The 16,490-nt window shown below is 57.3% G+C and carries 11 protein-coding genes; 3 read left to right on the top strand and 8 right to left on the bottom strand.

The window, feature by feature from the left end:
* Positions 1 to 14 precede the first annotated feature (14 nt).
* The 8 genes from AB4Y31_RS22630 to AB4Y31_RS22595 all read right to left on the bottom strand — a co-directional run bounded on the left by AB4Y31_RS22630 (position 15) and on the right by AB4Y31_RS22595 (position 11,135).
* Complete coding sequence (locus tag AB4Y31_RS22630) at positions 15 to 1,577, bottom strand: E2 ligase fold family C protein (protein WP_368675872.1); 1,563 nt, start codon at positions 1,575 to 1,577, stop codon at positions 15 to 17.
* A 2-nt stretch (positions 1,578 to 1,579) separates the two neighbouring features.
* Positions 1,580 to 2,065 carry a Mov34/MPN/PAD-1 family protein gene (locus tag AB4Y31_RS22625; RefSeq protein ID WP_368675871.1) on the bottom strand — a complete coding sequence of 162 codons (486 nt, stop codon included), beginning with the start codon at positions 2,063 to 2,065 and terminating at the stop codon, positions 1,580 to 1,582.
* On the bottom strand, positions 2,062 to 2,694 hold the full coding sequence (locus AB4Y31_RS22620) for a putative metal-binding protein (RefSeq protein WP_368675870.1): 633 nt from the start codon (positions 2,692 to 2,694) through the stop codon (positions 2,062 to 2,064). The genes AB4Y31_RS22625 and AB4Y31_RS22620 overlap by 4 nt, the downstream gene beginning before the upstream one ends.
* A gap of 5 nt (positions 2,695 to 2,699) precedes the next feature.
* Positions 2,700 to 2,972 (bottom strand): DUF2604 domain-containing protein, encoded by a 273-nt coding sequence (locus AB4Y31_RS22615; protein WP_368675869.1) that lies wholly within the window; start codon positions 2,970 to 2,972, stop codon positions 2,700 to 2,702.
* Between the two features lie 1,191 nt (positions 2,973 to 4,163).
* Entirely contained in the window at positions 4,164 to 5,387 is a 1,224-nt protein-coding gene (locus AB4Y31_RS22610; RefSeq protein WP_368675868.1) for a Wadjet anti-phage system protein JetD domain-containing protein, read from the bottom strand.
* Positions 5,387 to 8,836 carry an ATP-binding protein gene (locus tag AB4Y31_RS22605; RefSeq protein ID WP_368675867.1) on the bottom strand — a complete coding sequence of 1,150 codons (3,450 nt, stop codon included), beginning with the start codon at positions 8,834 to 8,836 and terminating at the stop codon, positions 5,387 to 5,389. The genes AB4Y31_RS22610 and AB4Y31_RS22605 overlap by 1 nt, the downstream gene beginning before the upstream one ends.
* A gap of 6 nt (positions 8,837 to 8,842) precedes the next feature.
* Positions 8,843 to 9,703: a DUF4194 domain-containing protein gene (locus AB4Y31_RS22600; protein WP_368675866.1), complete on the bottom strand. Its 861-nt coding sequence runs from the start codon at positions 9,701 to 9,703 to the stop codon at positions 8,843 to 8,845.
* The gene (locus AB4Y31_RS22595; RefSeq protein ID WP_368675959.1) at positions 9,690 to 11,135 is read right to left on the bottom strand and encodes a DUF3375 domain-containing protein; all 1,446 of its coding nucleotides are present in this window, start codon (positions 11,133 to 11,135) and stop codon (positions 9,690 to 9,692) included. The genes AB4Y31_RS22600 and AB4Y31_RS22595 overlap by 14 nt, the downstream gene beginning before the upstream one ends.
* A gap of 1,706 nt (positions 11,136 to 12,841) precedes the next feature.
* Here AB4Y31_RS22595 and AB4Y31_RS22590 point away from each other — a divergent pair.
* Genes AB4Y31_RS22590 through AB4Y31_RS22580 form a run of 3 tightly spaced genes read left to right on the top strand, consistent with a single transcriptional unit; the run spans position 12,842 to position 16,463 of the window.
* The gene (locus AB4Y31_RS22590; RefSeq protein WP_368675865.1) at positions 12,842 to 13,864 is read left to right on the top strand and encodes a sugar ABC transporter substrate-binding protein; all 1,023 of its coding nucleotides are present in this window, start codon (positions 12,842 to 12,844) and stop codon (positions 13,862 to 13,864) included.
* Positions 13,861 to 15,426 (top strand): sugar ABC transporter ATP-binding protein, encoded by a 1,566-nt coding sequence (locus AB4Y31_RS22585; RefSeq protein ID WP_368675864.1) that lies wholly within the window; start codon positions 13,861 to 13,863, stop codon positions 15,424 to 15,426. The genes AB4Y31_RS22590 and AB4Y31_RS22585 overlap by 4 nt, the downstream gene beginning before the upstream one ends.
* Positions 15,423 to 16,463 (top strand): ABC transporter permease, encoded by a 1,041-nt coding sequence (locus tag AB4Y31_RS22580; RefSeq protein ID WP_368675863.1) that lies wholly within the window; start codon positions 15,423 to 15,425, stop codon positions 16,461 to 16,463. The genes AB4Y31_RS22585 and AB4Y31_RS22580 overlap by 4 nt, the downstream gene beginning before the upstream one ends.
* The last annotated feature ends 27 nt before the right edge of the window (positions 16,464 to 16,490 follow it).

Here is a 16,490-nt window from a genome sequence, read left to right as displayed (position 1 = left end):
AAAGCAGCAAGTATTTACGTCGTCGGTGATTGCATTCCGGGGACTTCGGCAGGATATTTAGCCTTATAGACCTCGATAAAGTCATCGTCTAAGCACAGACAGCGAGGGAACGTGGTTTTGATCCTTGGCGTTCCCGGGGATTCGGGGAACGTTCCCAGTAGGTCGATCTGCGTCACCGTATGTGGCAGCGGTTGGCCGCGCACAAGCTCGGCCACAAGCAGTATCCCGGCCAACGCAGACTGAAAGCCCATCGGCACTTCTGCCTTGGCTTCCCGTGCAGCTTGGTGGAACTCCATGACACCACCGCCACAGACACCTTCAACATAGAGTTCGCGGAGTGGCCGGTTCTCAAACCGGAGCAGCTTCTCTATTGCCACGCTCGACGCTTGCGCAACCCGCTCGAGAAAACCACGGTCAGTGGCCTGGTTCCACTGCAACCGGCGGCGAACTTCTCGTACGGTCTGCTCGTCAATTGGCAGTTGCAGTGCACGCGCGACAAGCACGTCCTCGTTGACGGCGCCGCCTGTCGGCATATAAAGACATGCGAGGCAGGCCATCGTGCCAAGGAAATGATGCCGAGATACGCCTGCTTCGCCGCGCTGCGTCCACGCATTGAAGGTCCGCCGCGGCAGGCTGGCCTGAATCGCGATACGAGCCTTTGCGGAATCGACAGCGCTTAACACGGTATCGATCTTGTAATCCTCGATCTGCGCGACGTGTTCCGCCCAACCGGAGACATGGGCTGTGACCTTTAGGGCGCTCGGCTTGAGCCACTTTCGCGCCAGCGTTGCCTTCTCTTTGCCTCCATCAGCGGCCGTAAGCATGACGTAGCGCTGCAAGTTGCTGTCCGTGACCTTTTCCGGGTCGACGACGTGCAGGCTTCCATGACAAGGAAGGCGCGAAAGGGCCCAAATCGCCCCATTGCCAATTGCACCGATGCCCACCAGATGCAAATCCGGAAGGTGGATGCTTTCGATTTCCGGGTTCGCAGTGTTTGGTCCAGCCGGGCGGAGGTCCCATACAGACGTGGACAGCTCGGAATCTAAGGCGGCATTACCTAATTCATTTATAAACACCGCTCGGAACACATTCGCCACGGCCACGCATGCGGCAACTCCTGCGCCGAGGGGATTGCCGGTAGCCCCGGACCCAACGGGACCTGACGTCGAGATATGTGCCACCCAATTGTTGGAACCCACGTACCACGTGTGCTGTTCTCCGCTGCGGTTGCTATTTATCCGAGACTTGCCGAACACGAGAAGCTTCGTAACACTGGACAGGGCTTCTCCGACTTCGATCTTGGGGTTTATCGACAGCGCAAGGGTGCGCAAGCGGTCGATGTATGCAGCGCGAGCACGCCCGATTCGGCAAAGCACCATCGAGGGATATAGGCGTGCCAGTAACCGAACTGTGAGATCAACCGCCGCTTGGCCTTCGGGGCTCGACTCCACGCTCTGGTCAACGGCAACCCCGACCACTTCCGCTTGCAATCTTGCGGCGAGCAGTTCGGCGTCGAAACCTTGGATCAGCGACGAGGCCGCTTGTGCGCTCCGTTCAAAGTAGTCGGCCAGTGCCATGATCAGATCACCACAATCTTGTTTGGGGGCAAAGATTCATCAACTTCCAGCCAGCTACCATATTCATCGAGCCGGTAGACTGCGCATTCCGCAAGGGCGTAGTTCACCATGGCAAAGTTAGGCACAACAATGGAAAACGAGCCGATGGTTGTCGCGATGGCGTGGCGATCGTCTGTTGACGAGTGGTAAGCGCGGTCTGGATGTGAGTGGATCTGGGCTACCAGTTCCAACTCGCTTTGGTACAAGTGGATGTTCAGACGGCGAAGCTCGGTACCATCAACGATGGCACACAGACCGTCCGGTGTGCTTAGCCCCCGTTGACGAGGGATGATCAGTTCCGTCACCCTGAAAGTTCGGTCTTCTTGTCTGCCAGCCCAAAGAACCATGCCCTCCAAGCGCATTCGCCCAGCGGTCCGCATGAACTCGTAGCCTTCCTGCATTACCTGAAGGGGCACTTGTAGTTCGATGACATCTGACAATTCGCTCACATTGGCTCCGTAGGAATCTGGTGAGCAATCCCTCGTGCCTCCAATCTCATTTGGTACTCGGGTTCGCGCATTGCCTCGGTGCCGTACTTTGATAGCAAGTCTAGGAGGCGGCATATGCCTCCCATGCCCTTAGCACGATGAAACCACCAAGAATCGCTGGTGTGGCCCGGGTTGTCGTGATATTCACGCACTCCCTGCAGACACACGAACGGTTGATCGTCCTCGGGGGTCCATGCTTGCAACAATTCCTCGTTTATCACCCCTTGAGCCATCGCTGGCCCCCCTACCTGAGGGTTGAAAATCACTGGGGGAAATTGCTGCGAGTTCGGCGGCAACCGGAACCTCTGAAGGTTGGTCGGTATCTCGCACCTTTTCAGGGGTTCAAGTGTAAACGGATTGACGAAACGCAGAGACGGTGGTTCGACGTCATAGTTGCTCAAATCCATGAGCACCGCGTAAGGCGTCAGCGTGTAGGGCTTGATACGCGGTGTCGCAAACGCAACGAGCAACTCAGGGAACCTGTACTGGAGAACCCATATGCCTCGCGACCGGTAGTGGTCAAATCGCTCGACGAAGTCATTAAGTTCGCGTTCGACCTTGCGGCGAACGACTGCGGGGTCGGTGTACATGACAACTAGCCCACTACACCCGCAGTAAGATTCAGATAAATTTCTTCATCGCGCGTGAAGTTGAAACTTCCAATTGTGCGGTTCTTGTCCAGTTGCTCACCAGCCGCGTTAGTGAACACCCAGCGGTCGAGGTCGGACTTGTCCGCAACTTTGGCCTTTTCTAAAGCCGGTTCTACGAGTGAACCCAGAAGGTCTGAGCGGGAAGCCTTCAGCGGCACGGCTTTTCCGTTTACGACCACTTTCAGGTGGATGTCCTTATCAGCATCTTGATCCGCCATTGAAGTCTCCCCGGAGGCAGATGGTTTTTTTGTCGCCTCAGCGGCAACACCGTGGGACCATCCTACCCATCCTTCAAATAACTGTAAAGGGTCTGCTGAGCAGCAACGCGCCATGGCTGTGCCCGACGCGCCCGCTGTCGGACAGCGACTTTCCGATCGACGTCCGATGCAGGCAAATGCGGTCGGGTGTCTCCCGGTGGATACCGTCGAGCAAAACGGCCGGCGTGTTGTAGTTGACGCTAGGCAAACTCGGTCTCAAAGGATGCATGCGTGGGTTGATAGTCACGGCTACAGCCATCTAAACTGCGTCGGTCCAAAGTCGTGCCTGTGTGTGCACAACCATCATCCATCTCACGGTCGGCGGTCACGAAACGCAGGCCAGCGCTTCACGATGGCGTCGCGACAGGCACGAGCGGCAAGCATTCGAGTGCGGAGCATCGTGCTGCCGTTCGCGTCAGCGGAACGGATGTGGGTCATGTTCAGGGCTTGCCGTCCGAATTTGCTTCCGTCGCGGCGAGCATGCGCGAGTTCGTCAAGCCGACCCGATCATGACGCTATCTTCAGAAAGCTGGTGACTGCGGACATGATGTTGCTGCTCGTCCGCTCTGACCTCATCAATTCGGCCTACTGCTATTCGCGAAAAACGGCGCGCGCCATGGAGCGAAACCTGGTCGGAGAGGTCCGCATCATTCCTGTCATCTTGCGTCATTGCGATTGGACTAGCACCGTTTGGCCAGCTCCCGGCGCCCCCTCACGAGGGCAAGCCCATCGCCCCGTGGCCCGACCGGGAGGAGGCTCTTGCTGATGTCGCAAGCCAGATTCGGCAAGCGGCCAAGACAATCGGAGCCGCGGCGAAGATTCGATGCCAAAACCGGTAACATCTCAGCCCTCCGACACGCCGGCTGATCTTCCGCGTTCAAACAATCTCAGGCCTGAGTTGGAGAGAAGGCTGTGAACGACTTTGTCCGTTCGACACGTGACTTCACCTGCAGATTTTTTGAGGGCTCCATACAGCCGTCGGCGAGCGCAATCCAAACGTCACCAGCACCTTTTACCGCGTCGACTTGCGTCGTATGGCGGCGGTCCTCCATCGCAGCGCGACGAAAATTGCGGCCTGTTCGGTTCGACTCGACGGGCTGGGTTGTGCCAATGGTATCGCGTTCGCGCGCAACGCTGCAGAAACGGCTCGCGTTAGGACAGTGCGATCGCACGTTTCGGCCATTGCCTGTGAATGTCATCACACACACTCGGCCAATATATCCGCTCCTGTTCCAAACGACGCCGTTCGCCCCATCGTCCGGTCTGCAAATCGGAAAGTAGCTGCGCCTCATCTTTCGTGAGATGTTCGGCAGGCCGAGCGTCCTGCGTGGGCTCATCTGTCAGGAGATGTCGATGTGACTCAACCACCGCCTCCGTCATCAGCACTGACTTCAAATGTGGGAAGACGCCGCGAGCCCGAGATAAGATGTGCAGGCCCCATGTGTCGACATCCCCCCAGTACAGAACATCTGCGGTGTGCACCCAGCCGATATCATGTAGAACGGTCACGTTATTGCCAAGCGCCATCGCGACGGCCGCGCCGTCGATATCAGGAAGAGCCAACCCGCTTGCTAAGTTTTCCACAATGAGCAATCGCTTCGGCGGATGCACAAACGCATGGTTCCACTGCCCCACTGGCATTTGAAGATCTTCCATGCCTAACATCTGCGCGCGAAGCCCGGCATCAAGCAGTCGCATCCGTACAGTAGCGGGGGCGCGCTTGAGTCCCATGACCTGGTGAATATCCCCTTCCTTAGCCAACAGAATCCGGACTAGCGGCTCCACAACGCCGCGCCGCCCCTCGATCCATTTCGTGTCGATGTCTACCAGCGGCAATTGGCGCAGGTAAAGTCCGCTCCCTTGGTTGTGCTCGCACCAGGCCAGCAATTCCATCAGTCGCCAAAAATCAGCGTCCGACCACTGGGCAGCTTTTACGACCGCGCTGGCGCAATCACGCTGTCCAGCCGCAATGGGGTGCTGCTCAATCAGCCGCTGCCACCGAAAATTAAGTGTGTCCCAATGCCGGTGCATCCCCGCGCAATCCGCCACGGATTGCGCGTCGTCGAACAGCACCCTTTCCGGCACAGTGACGTTACCCATGGTCCGCCACTTCAGCGACCGCCATACGACAGAAGCTCTCCGTCCCGCGTCCCTGGAAGCCCGGTCAAAATCGTTCCATGCAGAGAGCCAGGCCCGTACGGCTCCTGGCGCATCGGCCGCTTGCCTGTCCGACGGCCCGCGCAATGCAACGGATAGCGGCCACGAGCTTTCCGATGGTCTTGCGAGCCACTCAATCTGGCAACGCTCCTGTTGGCGCCTACATGCAACGGCCAAGTCATCGGGCAGCAGTGCGCCGCCAAGTTCCTTAAGCGGCATCAGTCCTCGCTTTGCGGCGCTTCACCGTCAAATTTATCGTTCTCTTCCGCCCGCTGATGACCGAGGCCGATCAGTCGGCGATGTGCCATGTCGTACTCTATCGAGACCGCTCCCGAGCTATTACGCAGCGTATTGCTGAAAACGTGTGCACCGCCAATAAAGGGCTCCAGAGTTCTCACCGCTTTCATCGGCGTAGCCATGAGCATCTGAAATCCAAACGTATTGAAAATGTTCAGTGTCATCGCCGTGAACTCGCTATCAGCCTTGTCAAATGCCTCGTCCATCAACACCGTGCAAAACTGAGGCAATGGCCGCTGCGTTCCGGCGAGCTGATAGCGCAAAGCCGCGGCGAGACATGTCGCGGCAAGTTTTTGCCGCTGGCCGCCCGACTTCCCGGCGCCGGACTGGAAAATGTCACGCACTGCGCCGGCAGCATCGAATTCCTTCGCTACAAACTCGACGTGTTGTCTCACATCTAAAACAAGCGCTTTCCAACGCTCATCTTCCGGCTTGTCGCTATGCAACCGCTGAACGATAGTGTTAAGTGCCTTGAATTGTTCTTCGCGCTCTTCACGGGTGGCATCCGGCTTGATATTCCGCTCGAGGCAACTCTTGAGTTCAGCTAGGAACGCCGTAACATCCGGCAAGGCCCTTGGACGATTCTCCAATACCAGATAGGTACCGGCATTGAACTCGGTCTGCGATAACGCATCGTTGACGATGTTCATGCGCCCCCGTATCTCATCTTTCTCGGTGATAAGGCGCTGGCGCAGCCTCGCCAGATGGCGATCGCTCTGGTCATTGAGGAGGCGAAAAAAACGATCCTCGAAGCGAGGCAGATCATCTTCTTCGATCTTGGCCAATAACCTCGCGTAGTCAGGCCAATCGTCCAAGGCCGTGCCCATGTCGGCCGCCGCCACCCGATGCTCGCGCTGGAAGGTGCGCAATACTTCCTCAAGCAAACCCCGTTCGTTCGTTTGAGCCTTATCAGCGTCGTTCTTTCTGTCTTTTAGATCACTCCGCGCAGACATACGCCGCGAGTCCAGGATGTCCAGCGTCAGGCCATCCATGTCACCAAACAGCGCTTGTAGCTCGTTTCCATCAGCAGGCGGCACACGAAAATTCTCGCGTGTATCTTCCCGCGCACTAGTCAGCTCACTCATCTGATGTTCCGTATCAGCGAGCCTCTTCGTTTCAGTCTCGTGTGTGCTCCCCGCCCGGGACGCCGTTTTCCGCTGAGTCTCGATCTTGTCGTCGAGCTCCCGAATTTCTGGGTGAGAGCGTTCAGCCTCCTCGATCTGGTACTGCAGGCGTCGAACTTCCTCGGCTACTGAAACGTCATCAATATCCGTCCAAACTACCTGTGTCAGTTCTGCAGCTGCGTTCAGCTTATCAAGTTCCTTCTTCTGCCGCTTTTCGAGGTCATCGAGTTCTTGCTGGGCTTCGTTCCGTACCTTCTGCTGGACGTCGATTTCATCGAGTAGGTCGAGTTTCTTCTGCTCGTTGGAGAAACCAATTGCCCAACCTCGGCGCTCATTCACACCAGCACGATCGTTCTTCTCATGCCGCGCACCGCCCCGTTTGATTTGGCCTTGAAGACTAATCGCACGGTGAGCGTTGCGAAACTCCTCGGTTGTTTCTGCACACACGAACTCCCCATAGTGCCGAGTGATTTCGTCGCGCAGCCAGTCCCCGTATTCGCTCACCGCAACGTCCAACATCGCGCCGGGTGCCTTTGGTCCGCTAGCATAGCGCCCGGTATGCGGACGCATACGCAAGTAAAGCACGTGCTGTCCCGTATGAGTCAACTCAAGCCAGTTAACGACACCGGCATAGTGCTCCTCTGGTACCAGAAACGACCGCGTAAGAGGCGCCAGCAACCGCTCCAGCGCCCCCTGCCACCGCCTATGCTTCTCTGGAACGTCGAGTAACTCGCCGCCGAACGGGAGCGTTGCAGGGTCGAGGGCGAGGGACCGTGCGATCTCATCGCGCACGTTAACCAGCTCTCGGGGAAGATTCGACTTTCGCTGCTCTAGCGACGCAGCGTCGGCAAGCAGGTCCTTGAGCTGTCGATCTGCCTCAAAAATTCTCTGGCGAAGATCCTGGCGTCTTACCTCATCATGCTCGCTAGAACCGCGTTCCCGCATCAACGCAGCCTGACCGATACATTCGCCGAAGTGGTTGGCGTCCGTCGGCTCCGCCCACCCGAGAGTTCGGAGCCAGGTTGCGACCCGGCCACGCGCGCGTTGTGCCTGGGTTAGTTGCATTTCCTTTGCGGACAGCAGGGTCTGTAGGACAGCGACATTGCCATCACTCATTCCCGCACGTTGAGTCATCAATCGCTGGAGTTCGGCCTGTTCCTCATTGGCCTTCCTCGCCAACGTCTCGATGCTCTGGCGCAGCCCTTCGAGGGTGACCTTCAATTCATCGATACGCCGACCGCGCAACGTGTATTGCAGAAATTCGCGGTGGTGGTCCAGTTGCTTCAGCAATTCGTCGACCCTCGCGACCGCCGCGTGATGCTTCAAGTACTCCTCATGATGCGAACGCGCACGATTAAGCAGATCTCGCTGCTTGCGAGCTTCCACAACGTCCTGATGGGCAGCCGCTAGCGTGTTGAAATCTTCGCAAAGTGCTTTCGCGAGACCGAACGTCTGGGGCTCGTCCAGCATGTTGTCACGCATAAACGCGTTGATGTCACCAAGGTTCTTTGATGACTGAGTTCGATGGAGCAATCGCAACGCCAGATCGTGATCGATACCAAGTCGTGCCTTGAACCGCTCCCGGAAAGAGGTGTGCGTCTCGAAAGGCTTGATCTCCGGAAGATGCTTTGCAAACGAGCGGAGGTTGTAGTCAGCCTGCATGAAGAAAGACAGCCCCTTAAGGCTGAATTCACGCTCAATCACGAAGAAACAGTGACGGACGTCCCTTGCAAGCGTCGATCGCCCCTTGATCCACCACATCCCAACCAGTGTCATCGTCTGCCCGACCGCGTTAGCATACGTCTCCCCGATAGCACTGAGGGTGCTCTCTCGGCGCAGGTACTGTGCAGCGATAATTCCGTCGTCCGATTCCTGCGTAGCCCAAGCGCCGCGGACATAAGTCACTAGCGAACGATCGCGCGTGACTTTGTCATTGCCTCGCGCTGCCGCATTGAACTCCGAATTCGGAGGTGCCATCAGCGCAGAATGCGCATCGAGGATGGTTGACTTGCCCGAACCGGATGGCCCCACTAGCAGGTGCCCGCGTGGTGAGATGTCGAATACGTGCAGTTTGCTGAACGTGCCCCAATTCATGACTTGTATTTGCCGCAGCCGAAATTGTTGCTTCCTGGCTTCTTCGAGATCATGATCGCTCCACGCCGGGCTATGACCATAGTCTCCACGAACGCCCCCGTCGGCCGCCCCTGGTAACTGCTCCGGGTCCTCGAATAACTGCGCTGTGTCCACGTCCGGTCACCCCCCCTCGGTGAGGTTGTCTTCGTCAACGTCGTCGACCTCGTCGAGGCCAAGATTACTCCCCGGATTGTCCTCAACGGGCTTTCCGTCTACCTGATCTCTGATGCGCCGATAAGTGTGCAACAGTTCGCTAACTTGTTCATGCGAGAACACCAGCTTCAGCGCTGGCGACACTTCGAACCGGTCTCCGCTATTGCGAATCAAACGAAGGAAGTTGTATTTCTTCGCCTTCTCGATCGCCGCTTCGACCAGCCGACTGAAACGCGCCTTATCAACATTGTCGCTAGCCTCGTACGCTTTCAAGTGGTCGGCCATCTCGGCCCGTGAAATGGTCGCACGCCTGCCTTCGGCCTCTGCGAGCGTCAGCTCCATCCTAAGGAAGAGCACCAGCGCTGAATCGACGAAGGTAAGACGAACTTCCCGCAGAAGTTGCGGGACATCGAGTTCGGGTGCGTGCACGGGACGTGCGAATGCGACCTTTTGCTCACGGTCGATGACCAGATCGAGAAACGCTGCGTGCAGCAGTTGGCGCAATCGCACCTCATGGTCTATCAGTACTGGCCAGAGTCGGCTATGGCGTTCGTCTATCGACGGACCGCGAAGCAGCAGCGCATACGCCCGGCGCACCTCGTAGGGCAGCGTCGACGTATCTCCTTCGAAGAGCGCCTTCTCCTGGCCGCCATCGATCGGGTAACTGGGCTCATCCTCAACATCATAGGACGCCCCCTCCTCTCGGCCATCTTCCTCGGGTACATCGAGCGCATCCGCACTTTGCACTGCCCCGGCACCGACTCCAGGCCTGCTGGCCGTTCTTCTGAAAATCGGCTGGCGGCCGTGCCGTTTGCTAATCGAGGTCATTCAGACAGTCCCTCGTAAAGAGTACCTGCGCGATTCGCGCCTGGCGCACGACGTCGTCTTGCCCGGCCCATGAGACCCTTTCCCATGGATGAAAGTCGCGCTCGCTGTTTTGTAAAACAATGCCGTATCGTTGGCCAAGCGACAAATAGCCCACTATGGTGGCGAGCCCCTGGGTCACCGGAAAGATTCGACTTAATTCTCCGACGCTCACTTGGCTGCGTTGGGTTAACGCAGAGCGAATGTTCTGTTTTAGCAGTGGAATATCAATATCCGCGTTGTCGATCATCGCCCGCATTAATTCAAGGTCAATTTCGGGTGCCTCGGCGTCATCGACTGTAGTCTCCCCCGGGCGTTCCTGCGGATCAGCCAGTACCAACTGCGCCACTGAACGTAGGCTACTGGTCGACAACGTCAAGGTGTAATCAAGGGTTCGGCCGTTAGTTAGCCGGTCCTTTAGCGCCAGCGACTCAGTAATCGCAGCACGGATCAACCGCTGGATCTTTCGCTGTTCCTGAAACTCCCGACTTTGTACAAATGTCTTGAGGCTCCGGCCCAACGTCGTCATGACGTCTTGCACCGTTCCTCCTTCCACAAGCAATGTCTCGGTCACGCGGAAAAGCCGCCGGCGCTCCTCCAAGTTCAGCGAGCGGACGAATGGCCGCGATTCAAGCGCTTCTAGTGCCGACCTTAATCCCTCGAATTGCCCCGGATCGGTCAGTAGCCGCCAGAATGCTAGAAAGGACTTACCCTCGTCGCTTTCGGCGATGACGTCGCTTCCGAGAAACACATCTTCTAACACTTCGCCGCGGGACCCTTCATGTTCGACCAACTGTCGGCGCAAGTCACGATTGAGACGTTCGAACGCATCACGGACACGCCTGAAGTCGGTGGCAATGGCCTCAACCATCGCGACGATATGGCGCCCCCTTTCGCTGGCACGGCCAGGCTCCAGAGGCGACACACCATGCTTCATGACACGCCTGATCTCATCGGTGATACGTCGGGATTCTTCATGCAGTGCTGCCAATCGAGACGCCGGGTCCGGATCGGTTTCGGACGCTAGTCGGAGCACGGAATCAATTACCACGGCAAGGCCGCTTTCGGTGGCGGTCTGCCGCGGCTCAAGTTGTCCCCTCACCAACTGCAGAGCCGGTACTACATCGGCCGCCAGCTCATACACCTCTTCGCTCGCCCCTTCGGGAAAACTACGCGCCAACCACTTCGCCTGCACATACTCCGCGACCAGCATCTGCGGGGTCTTCTCGATATCCTCGCCGCGAGCGCGCAGCCCGTCCAGTTCAACCGAGAGCTTCTCCATCACGCTTGCCGAACTCAACTGTGTCGAGCTTTCCGGAAACAACGATAGCAATAGAGCCATGGTCAAGGGCGCCTGACGGGAGCCAAGTAGCATCCACATTGGCCCCTCTCGCATTGCCGTGAGTTCATGCAGCGCTAATGCCGTTCTCATCTCGGACTCGCCTCCGCTCCACCTTCGTGACTCGACTCTTTCGACCGCTCATTATTTCTCCAGGCCAATTAGACAGTATATGTCTTATTGATTGAAGACGTCCGCGACCGCTTATCTCATACGTCGTCGATTCAGGATTGCCCTCCTATCGACGCGTCCGACAAAATTAGACCATGACATTCTGTCTTCTCGACTATTTCGCTGACAATGGACGTCAACCGGTCAGGGCCGTGCTGGGCGAGCACAACATCGCGATCTGGGTCCTCGGCTCAGGTCTCTACGGAGCACGACTCGCTGCGGCATTCGGTCTTCCGTTTGCATTTGCTCCGTATTTCGCGCCATCCCTACTGCAACCAGCCGTCTACTTATACAGGACCAGGACACAGGAGCACTTTGGAGGCATCACGTTTCCTCGTGGCGCCATACGTTATGGCAGGCGTAAATGTATTCGCTGCGGATACGGAGGAGGAAGCTGCGCATCTGGCGAGTTCGCACCAGCAGTGGGTCGCAAATCTGCTCGCCGGTAAGCCCGGCCCACTGCCGACGCCCATGGAAGGGTTCGTGGAGAAACTGCCTGTCCACCAGCGTGAAGGCCTTGAGCGAGAGCTTGCTTGTACGGCCCCTGGTACGCGATCACAGGTCAGGCGCCGGCTCCTTGAATTTACCGAACATTATCAGGTCGACGGGTTGATGATTGACGCCCGCATTTACGACGTGGTGGCCCGTTGCCGATCGTATAAGTACGCCGCCGAGGCCCTATCAAGTTGATCGGACGTGCAACGCACCGAATTTGGCTTACGGACGCTGGCGGCGAGTATCGCCGCCGTTGCAGCGCAGCAATCGCCTAAGCGGATTTGATCGCTTCAAACGAGGCAGTGAGTCCACGAGGTGTTCCCCCTGTGACAAGTTCCGTTTCGTTCGCGATGATGCGCATCGCCCTGCCCTCCCGGAATTCCCGCAGCGCTACCGACCGGCGCAGATCCGTGTTTTCACCGACTTCATGATCGAACGGGTAAAGAGTCTGGGCCTCGAGGAGCGCTGGATGACCTTCGCAACTTGAGACTGGATGGGCGTCTGGTGATAAACAGCTGTGATGCGGACGGGCGGATTCGACGATATTTTTCCACCTGCAGGAAATATGATTTCAGCCACAGGCATGTTTCTACGAGGACAGTAGCCATACTCTGTCAGCAAGAGATCCCGCACAGGGACGCCAAGCCAGCACTGGCCAGGAGACAAATCTTGAATTCCGCTTACCCCACCTTTCGCGAAGACCCCGTTTCGCCTCCGCCCTTGCGAGCAATTTGGCTGCGCTAGCCGCACGCCTCAAGCATTGGTTGAGGTCGAAAAACGACAGATATGAGGAACGTCTGTTAGTTCGCAATCCATGATTTCATGGATGCTGTGAAAGCGCGCCGCTTTTACCGCAGACATGAGTTGCGGGTTGACGACGTAGCGGGTCCCTGTGAGCTTCGGTCGGATCAGGTTTGGGTACAGCCGACCGACTGCGGCATGGACTTTCACGAGTACCCGCAAGGTCCGATTTAGACATCAACGTTATCGGTTCTACACAGTAGCGCCGTGCTCCCAAGATCCTCGGACGCGAATTCTCCGGTGAGGTCCTTGGCAAACTGCGCAACCACCAGGAAATACAACGACAGGAGGAGAACATGAAATTCAATCGTAGGTTAGTGCTTTCTAGCATGCTTTCAGCCGCGGCAGTAGCAGTTGCATGCGGTAGCAGTCCCGCCGAGAGCAAGGAGCTTAAGCTCGGCTTGTCGATGCCGACGCTAAACACGCCCTTCTTTACCGTCCTGGTAAAGGCTGCAACCAGCGACGCCCGCTCTTTAGGCGGCGAGGTGGTCCAGGCCACGAACGCGAACCGCGACGCTGGCCAGCAGATCACAGATTTCGGAAACCTTATCACTGCGGGAGGCAACGCGATACTTTCCGGAGTCGTCGATCGAGCTGCAATTAAGCCCGCACTCGACAACGCCAAGAGTCGCGGTGTTCCCGTTGTGGTCGTTGATGACGAGCCTGCCCAAGGGAACGTATACGCCGTCGTCCGGGCCGACAACGTCGCCATGGGTGCGAAGGCTGCCGAAGCGCTAGCCGCCGCGTTGACGACCAAATCCGGCTCAATTCTCGAAATTCAAGGCGGCCTCACGACGACCAATGGGCGGGACCGGTCGACCGGCTTCGACAAGAAGTTCGCTGAGCTGGCTCCTAATATCAAGATTATTGAGCAAACGGCGAACTGGGACGGACCAACGGCCGCGAACGTCGTCTCCACCATTCTGAGCGGTAATAAGGACATCGTCGGCATCTATCTAGCGACCGACACTCTCTACTATGATCCGGTGGCGGCCGCACTGAAGTCGCGAGGTCGTTTGCATCCGGTTGGCCAGGCGGGTCACATACCGGTTGTAGCGATTGATGGTGGGGCGAGTGCATTGCAGGCCATTCGCGACGGATATCTGGACGCTACGATCTCCCAGCCAGTAACCGACTACGCGAAGTACGGCACCAAGTATCTACAAGATGCTCTCAATGGTGTCGCCATGAAGGCGGGCCCGACCGACCACAACAGCACCGTGGTGAAGTCCGGCTCGTATTTCGTCGATGAGCTTCCTTCTCCGGTCGTGACCAAGGCTAATGTTAGCGATCCCAACCTTTGGGGTAACGCAAAGTGACACAACTGACTCGCTCTGCCGAAACCATCGTCGCGTCCAAAGAGCTTAGACCCGCGATCGTCGAGATCAAAGGTGCAACGAAACGATTCGGGCGAACTGTCGCACTTAACGATCTTTCGCTCACGATCAGGGAGGGCGAGTCGCACGGCATCATTGGTCGCAACGGAGCAGGCAAATCGACATTGGTGGCTCTGCTTACTGGTCTTATCTCTCTCGATTCCGGGACGTATCTTCTGAATGGACGACCGACGCCTTCTCGACGTGATCGCAAGGCCTGGAGAGAGCGTGTTGCTTGCGTCTATCAACACCGCACTTTGGTTCCCCATCTCAGCGTTGCGGAGAACCTCTATCTCGGGCGCTACCAGGAGCATGCACTCATCTCCTGGCCTGAGCTAAGGAAGAAGGCCACGGAAGACTTGGAAAGCTGGGAAATTCCGATCCGTGCTACGACGCGAATATCCGACTTGACCGTCGGAGAGGCTCAGATGGTCGAGATCGCGCGGGCGCTGTCCCAGGGATCGCGCTTTGTTATTCTGGACGAACCGACTGCTCAGTTGATTTCGAGCGAGATAGACCACCTGCTTACAAGAGTAAATCAGTTGAGGGAGCGCGGGGTGACCTTCATGTTCATCTCGCATCACCTCGATGAGGTGCCCCGAGTTTGTGATGCGGTCTCAATACTTCGGAACGGTCGAGACGTGCTGCATGGACGAGCCAGCGAGTTGAACACATCGCAAATAGTTTCGGCCATGGTAGGTGACGAAGATTTGGGTAGCTCGCTTGCGGCCGGAGAGCATAGTGCGCGTGTGCCGATCCCGACTAGCGCCCCAGTGGTGCTTTCGGCCAAGCTTAAAGCCGATGTTTGCGAAGAGGAATTCAGCCTCACGCTTCGCGCGGGCGAAGTCGTTGGCTTGGCAGGTCATTCGGGCTCGGGAACTCGACACTTGGCTCTGGCGCTCGCGGGCCACTATTCGCGGTGGACGGGGGATCTGACTGTCAAGGGCAACCCTGTTTCATCTCGTTGGAACCCACGCACAGCAATTCAACACGGGATCACGTTGCTCCCGGAAGATCGAATCCAGACAGGGCTGGTAGCAAATCTCTCAATAGAGGACAACATCACGCTTCCAAACCTCAGGAAGCTTTCTCGCGGCGCACTTATTGATGCCCGTGCTAGGCGCCGGTTCGCGGAGAAAAGTGCGAACGAACTGGGTGTTGCATGTTCGTCGGTCACCCAGAAAGTGGGGCAACTGAGTGGTGGCAACCAGCAGAAGGTTATGCTCGGAGCGGCTTTGAGTACGACTCCGCAGGTGCTGATTCTTCTACATCCGACGGCCGGCGTGGATATCGCGTCGAAGGCAACAATTCTTGAAAGCGTCGAGGAGCGTAGGCGGCAGGGGTTGGCGGTCATTCTAGTTAGCGACGAACCCGAAGAACTTAGATTTTGCGATCGGGTTCAAGTCTGGGTTCGAGGACGGTGCGTGACCGAAGGTACAGGACTCGGCGAGGATGAACTTGTCGCAGCTATGGAAGGACTTGAGCCTAATCGGAGGGAAGTATGATTGATAATGCCAAACTTGGCTCTACAAAGAGCATGCAATTCACTTCACGATCTGCGATCAGGGCGCTTCCGGGATCGGTAGGTGGCCTTTTCCGGCCAGAATGGGCAATCCTCCCGGTTCTCGCTGTGGTCATGGTTGTCGGAACCCTTCTGAACCCAGCATTTCTGTCGTTCGGCAACCTGTTTGGCGTACTGCAGCAGGCCAGCGAGCTCGGGGTTCTGACGATGGGTCTTACGCTGGTGCTTATCGCCGGCAAGTTCGATCTTTCGCTCGAGTCGACCTTCGGCTTGGCGCCAATGGTGGGCGTGTTCATATTTCTGCACGTGGACGGAGGCGGCCTTGGACTGGTCAACTCCCCGGTCCTCGCATTGCTTGCCGTCTTCGCGTTGGCAGCTTTGATCGGAGCATTCAATGGTGTTCTTGTGGTGTACCTGAAGTTCAACGCTTTTATCGCGACCTTGGCCACTCTGATCTTGCTGCGCGGTGTCGATCTGGGCGTGTCCCGTGGTCAGACTCTTTACGATCTTCCAGTCTCGATCACAGCGCCGGGGCAGGCGAGCATTCTCTCGATCCCGGCTTCCTTTTTGATCGCTTTGGGCCTGTTGGTCCTACTTAGTCTGTTCATGTCTCGCCACCGCGTCGGCCGGATGCTTTATGCCGTTGGTGGCAATGTTCAGGCCGCCCGGGTTGCAGGTATCCCAGTCGAGCGGGTTTTGATCGGGGTTTTCATTGTGGCGGGCGTGCTCTCGGCGCTGGCAGGGCTTCTTCAGGTAGGGCGTATCGCCTCGATTCCTTCCTCCCTTGGGCAGAACTTGATCTTCAACGCCTTTGCTGCGGCGGTTCTCGGTGGAGTCAGTCTGAACGGCGGGCGCGGGACCATTGCGGGTGCCTGTGGCGGTGTGCTACTACTTGTCCTCATTCAGAATGTCTTGGTTCTCGCGCAAGTCCCTGCTTATTGGATCAGTGCTACGACGGGCGGGATCATCCTTATCGCGCTCCTTATTAGCAAGCTGAGCGGTGCCGACAAGGACGCATAGGTGCGGCGGCGCAGCCAGGCGGCCCTC

Origin of the sequence: Trinickia sp. EG282A, assembly GCF_040965455.1 — a bacterium.
Classification (GTDB): Bacteria; Pseudomonadota; Gammaproteobacteria; order Burkholderiales; family Burkholderiaceae; genus Trinickia; species Trinickia symbiotica.
This window is presented reverse-complemented; position numbering and strand designations above follow the sequence as displayed.